Source organism: Lactobacillus sp. (genome assembly GCF_051873315.1).
Taxonomy (GTDB): Bacteria; Bacillota; Bacilli; order Lactobacillales; family Lactobacillaceae; genus Lactobacillus.
Genome location: NZ_JBJEES010000001.1, coordinates 1 through 4636, shown reverse-complemented (window position 1 = coordinate 4636; position 4636 = coordinate 1). Strand labels below are relative to the sequence as shown.

Annotated in this window: 5 protein-coding genes; all 5 read right to left on the bottom strand. The window is 50.9% G+C overall.

The annotated features are described in order from the left end of the window. The coding region (locus tag ACI32D_RS00025; RefSeq protein ID WP_439774640.1) for a 5'-methylthioadenosine/S-adenosylhomocysteine nucleosidase family protein at positions 1-350 on the bottom strand (350 nt) is incomplete at its 3' end. 19 nt (positions 351-369) lie between these two features. Next, positions 370-588 (bottom strand): hypothetical protein, encoded by a 219-nt coding sequence (locus tag ACI32D_RS00020; protein ID WP_439774639.1) that lies wholly within the window; start codon positions 586-588, stop codon positions 370-372. A 3-nt stretch (positions 589-591) separates the two neighbouring features. Then, positions 592-1149, bottom strand: a complete 558-nt coding sequence (locus ACI32D_RS00015) for an NUDIX hydrolase (protein ID WP_439774638.1) — start codon at positions 1147-1149, stop codon at positions 592-594. A 15-nt stretch (positions 1150-1164) separates the two neighbouring features. Beyond that, positions 1165-1374, bottom strand: a complete 210-nt coding sequence (locus ACI32D_RS00010) for a cold-shock protein (protein ID WP_439774637.1) — start codon at positions 1372-1374, stop codon at positions 1165-1167. Beyond that, a complete protein-coding gene (ileS, locus tag ACI32D_RS00005; RefSeq protein WP_439774636.1) occupies positions 1374-4169 on the bottom strand; it encodes an isoleucine--tRNA ligase in 2796 nt (931 codons plus the stop codon). Before ileS ends, ACI32D_RS00010 begins: the two co-directional genes overlap by 1 nt. Positions 4170-4636: the final 467 nt, after the last annotated feature.

The window sequence follows — 4636 nt, the reverse complement described above, 5'->3', positions numbered from 1 at the left end:
GGTTCCTGCGGAATCTGCCCTTCGACATAGTTGCCCGCTGAAGTGTTGTGGGCATCGTGGTAGGCAAATTCGCTTGGCAAAACCAGGTCCATCCGCTGAACATCTTTTTGCAAAGACCCGGCTGACCCGGTCATGATGACCAGGTCCATCTTTTCCTTGGCCAAAAGGCTGGTCAGGTTCATGGCCGCCTGGACCTTGCCGATCCCAGTCAAGCCCAGGTAAAGATCGTTGCCGGCAACGGAAAAATGCCCGAATTCAGTTGAACCGAACATTTCTTTTTTACCTGAGGAAAAGTATTGATGATAAAATTCAGCTTCTTCAGCCATTGGCACAACGATTGCAATTTTCATCGGTAATCCTCAATTCAATTTAAAATTTCAATAAAATCACCCAAACCAGGATGATTAAAAGGCACACGACCAGGATAGCAAAATTCAGCCTTTTTTTCAGCCTTTCTGCCTTCAGGGCTTTCTGCTCCTGGTTCTGCTTAAAAGCAGGAAAAGCAGCTGAATCAGCTGCTTCCTGTCTATTTGCCTTTTCTGCTTGTTCTGCCTGGCGGCGGCGGTAATCGGAACGTTTCTCTGTCATAGTCTAACCTTCTGAACCGGTCAGCAGCATGTTTTCCCATACGGAAATAGCATAAATGGTCTTCGCGTCGACAATTTTGCCCTCTGTCAACAGGTTCTTTAACTCTTCAAGACTGTACCATTCTGCCGTTAAAAATTCGTCCTCGTCCAGGTCCAGCTTGTCAGCCACTGGGCTGAGCGTGTCACAGTAGAAGAGGTACAGCTTTTCATTGCAAAATCCTGGTGAAGTGTAGAATTCGGCAACCTTTTCCCAGTATTCGGCTTTCAGGCCGCCTTCTTCATTTAACTCCCGCTTCATTGCATCCAAGGGACTCACGTCGGTAGCGTCAACCATTCCGGCTGGAATTTCGAGAGTCAGCTGCTTGATTGCTTCCCGCCATTGCGTAACCAGGAGCATCTTCTTTTCATCGTTGATGCAGATGGCCGCTGAGGCAGGCCGGTGGTCGACCAGCTCTCTGGAGGCGGTTTTCCCATTTGGCAGCATCACGTTTTCAACCCGCAGGTTGATGAAGCTGCCGTGGAAAGCCTCCTTCGTTGAAATTTCAGTTTCCTTTAAATCCATATGTCATTCCTTTGCTTAGTCTTTGGCCAAGTAAACGTTGATGCACTGCAGGCCGTGTTTACCTTGGGCAAGCTGGTATCTCACCCGCTGGCCGACTTCAAGCCTCTTATAGCCCTCCTCCTTGATGGCGGTATAAAAGACAAAATATGATTTGTGATTTTGATCGTCTTCGATAAAGCCGAAACTTGCTTTTTCGGCAAATTGCTTTACAACTCCGGTCCGCATTAGTCTTCCAAGCCTTCTTCAAGTACTTCCGGGTGATCGCTGACCACGATAGATGCGCAGCGGCCGCACAATTGCGGCAGACGGCTGTCAGCACCCAGGTCAGTCCGGTACATCCGGCAGCGTGGGCAGACTTCGCCTTCGGCCCGGCGGACAAGGACGCTGGCGTGGTCAAATTTCTTGGCGTCAGCCGGTACTTCTCCTTGACCCATGACCAAGTTGGACACGATCAAGATTTCCCGGAAGTCTTCACCAGCCAGCTTGTCCAAGGCAGCCTTGGTTTCTTCACTTGGGTAAACGGTCACGCTGGCTTCGAAGGACTTACCGATCAGCTTTTGGTCCCGGGCTTCTTCCAGAGCCTTCAGAACGTCATCGCGGAGCTTCATGAATTCGCCCCAGCTATCCTTCAAGTCGTCAGCATTAGCGTAATCTTCGATTTCAGGGAAGTTGGACAGGTAGACGTCTTCTTCATTTTCCTTCAAGTAGCCCCAAACTTCGCCCATGGTGTGCGGCAAAATTGGTGCCAGGATCTTAGCCAGCTTGACAGCGGCATCGTAGATCACCGTCTGCATTGACCGGCGGGCGTGGCTGTCCTTGCCTTCGATGTAGAGGACATCCTTGGCAAAGTCCAGGTAGAAGGCGGACAGGTCGTTGGTGATGAACTTGAAGACTAACTTGTAAACGTCAGCAAAGTCATACTTGTCGTAGTTGACGATGCTTTCGGCAACCAAGTCGTTGAGCTTGACTTCCAGGTACTGGTCGATCTTGCGCAGGTCCTTGTAAGCTACCCGGTCCTTTTCCGGATCAAAGTCAGCCGTGTTGGCCAGCATGTAGCGGAAGGTGTTTCTGATCTTCCGGTAGCCTTCTGAAACCTGGCGCAGGATGTCCATTGACACGCCAACGTCACCGGATGCGTCAACGGAAGCAACCCAGAGGCGGATGATTTCAGCCCCCATTTGCTTGATGACATCGTTAGGAGCGATCGTGTTGCCCAATGACTTGGACATCTTCCGCCCTTGCCCGTCCAAAGTAAAGCCTTGAGACAGGACTGACTTGTAAGGAGCCACCCCGTTAGTCGCCACGCTGGTGATCAAACTGGAGTTGAACCAGCCCCGGTATTGGTCGCTGCCTTCCAGGTACATGGAAGTCGGGTAGTGCACGTCTCTGCCCAGAGCCTGAACCCCGCTCCAGGATGACCCGGAGTCAAACCAAACGTCCAGGATGTCAGTTTCCTTGGTGAACTTGCCATTTGGTGAGTGTTCTGAAGTAAAGCCTTCTGGCAAAAGTTCTTCAACCGGGTGGGTGAACCAGGCGTTGGAGCCTTCCTTGGCAAAGAGGTCAGCCACGTGTTCGATCGTTTCATGAGTCACGATAGCCGTGCCGTCTTCAGCGTAGAAGATCGGCAAAGGCACGCCCCAGGCACGTTGGCGGGAAATTACCCAGTCGCCCCGGTCCTTGATCATGTTGTAAAGACGGGTCTTGCCCCAGGCCGGGTAGAAGGTGGTCTTTTCAATCTGGTCCAGGATCTGGTCTCTGAACTTGGAGATTGAGGCAAACCATTGAGTGGTTGCCCGGTAGACTACCGGCTTCTTGGTCCGCCAGTCGTGAGCGGCGGAGTGGACAAAGGTGCTGTAGTGCAAAAGGTTGCCGGCAGCTGCCAGTTTTTCCTTAACGATTTCGTTGGTGTCAGTGTAGAACTTGCCAACCAGGTCCGGGTCAGGGATTTCTTCAGTGAAGCAGCCCTTGTTGTCCATTGGTGACAAAACGTCAAAGCCGTAGCGCATGGCGGTGTTGTAGTCGTCTTCACCAAAGCCGGAAGCGGTGTGGACCAGGCCGGTACCATCATCGTCAGTAACGTAGACGGCTTCCATCAAAAGGCTGTCGCGGCCTTCGATGTAAGGGTGCTTGGCCACCATGTATTCCATGTCCGTCCCCTTAAGGTGCTGAACAGTCTTGTAGTCGTCCCAGCCCAAAATTTCGGCTACGGCGCTTAAGCGGTCAGTGCCAACAACGTAGCGGCGGTCGCCGACTTCAACGACTGAGTAGTCAAACTTCGGGTTGACGGCGATCCCTTGGTTGGAAGGAATAGTCCATGGGGTGGTCGTCCAAATCAAGAAGTAAGTGTTCTCTTCACTCAGCTTGCTCTTGCCGTCCTTGACCGGGAAGGAGATGTAGATTGATGGTGATTCCACGTCGTGGTATTCAACTTCGGCTTCAGCCAAAGTTGATTCACTGGACCAGGACCAGTAAACCGGCTTCTTGCCTTGGTAGATGTAGCCATTTTCGTACATCTTGCCGAAGACCCGGATTTCAGCAGCTTCAAATTCCGGCAAAAGGGTGATGTAAGGGTGGTCCCAGTCGCCCATGACGCCCAAGCGCTTGAAGTCGGTCCGCTGCTTTTCAACCTGCTCCATGGCAAACTTCCGGCACAATTCCCGGTAAGCAGCCCGGTCCATGGTCTTGCGGTCAACGCCTTGCTTGGTCAGTTGCTGCTCAATTGGCAGGCCGTGGGTATCCCAGCCTGGAACATAAGGAGCATAGTAGCCTTCCATGTTCTTGCTCCGAACGATGATGTCCTTGGTGATCTTGTTCAAGGCGTGACCCATGTGGATGTTGCCGTTGGCAAATGGAGGGCCGTCGTGAAGGTCGAATCTTTCATGGCCTTCGTTAAGCTTCAAGCGTCTTTCGTAAAACTTCTGGTCTTCCCAGTTCTTTTCCCATTCTGCTTCCCGCTTGGGCAGGTTGCCCCGCATCGGGAACTTGGTCTTGCCCAGGTTCAGCGTATCCTTAACCCGCATATGTAAAAATCCTTTCGCTAAAATAAAAAGCCTCATCCTAAAATAGGACGAGACTATCGTGGTACCACCTAAATTGAGCCCCGAAGGGCCCCACTCCTGCCGGCTTATCGTGCCGGCCCCCGTTCAGACCAATCGGCAGCTGATCGCTCGCCGGCTTGTGTTAATCTTCCACCATCATTAACTCGCTAAGGTCGCCTTAAAGCAGGACTGTCAGTCTGATTTATTAATCGTAATTATGTAAGAGATAAAAAAACAATGAAAAAAGTTTTCTATCTACAGTAAAAGAGTTTAAGGCATCAACCGGCCCTTTGTCAAATATTTATTGTCTTTTTGCTGGCCAAAATGTGTTTAACAAGTGATAATGTCTTAAGTGTTAACAGAGAAAAATGTCCCAAAGAGGAAAATGTCTGGCATAATCTCCATATATCGGAGGTTACGGACAATGAAGAAAGTTAGGTTAACTATGA

Bases quoted from the DNA above. Each gene is read 5' to 3' on its own strand.
- ACI32D_RS00020 (WP_439774639.1), bottom strand. From the start codon at position 588: ATGACAGAGAAACGTTCCGATTACCGCCGCCGCCAGGCAGAACAAGCA.
- ACI32D_RS00015 (WP_439774638.1), bottom strand. From the start codon at position 1,149: ATGGATTTAAAGGAAACTGAAATTTCAACGAAGGAGGCTTTCCACGGC.
- ACI32D_RS00010 (WP_439774637.1), bottom strand. From the start codon at position 1,374: ATGCGGACCGGAGTTGTAAAGCAATTTGCCGAAAAAGCAAGTTTCGGC.
- ileS (WP_439774636.1), bottom strand. From the start codon at position 4,169: ATGCGGGTTAAGGATACGCTGAACCTGGGCAAGACCAAGTTCCCGATG.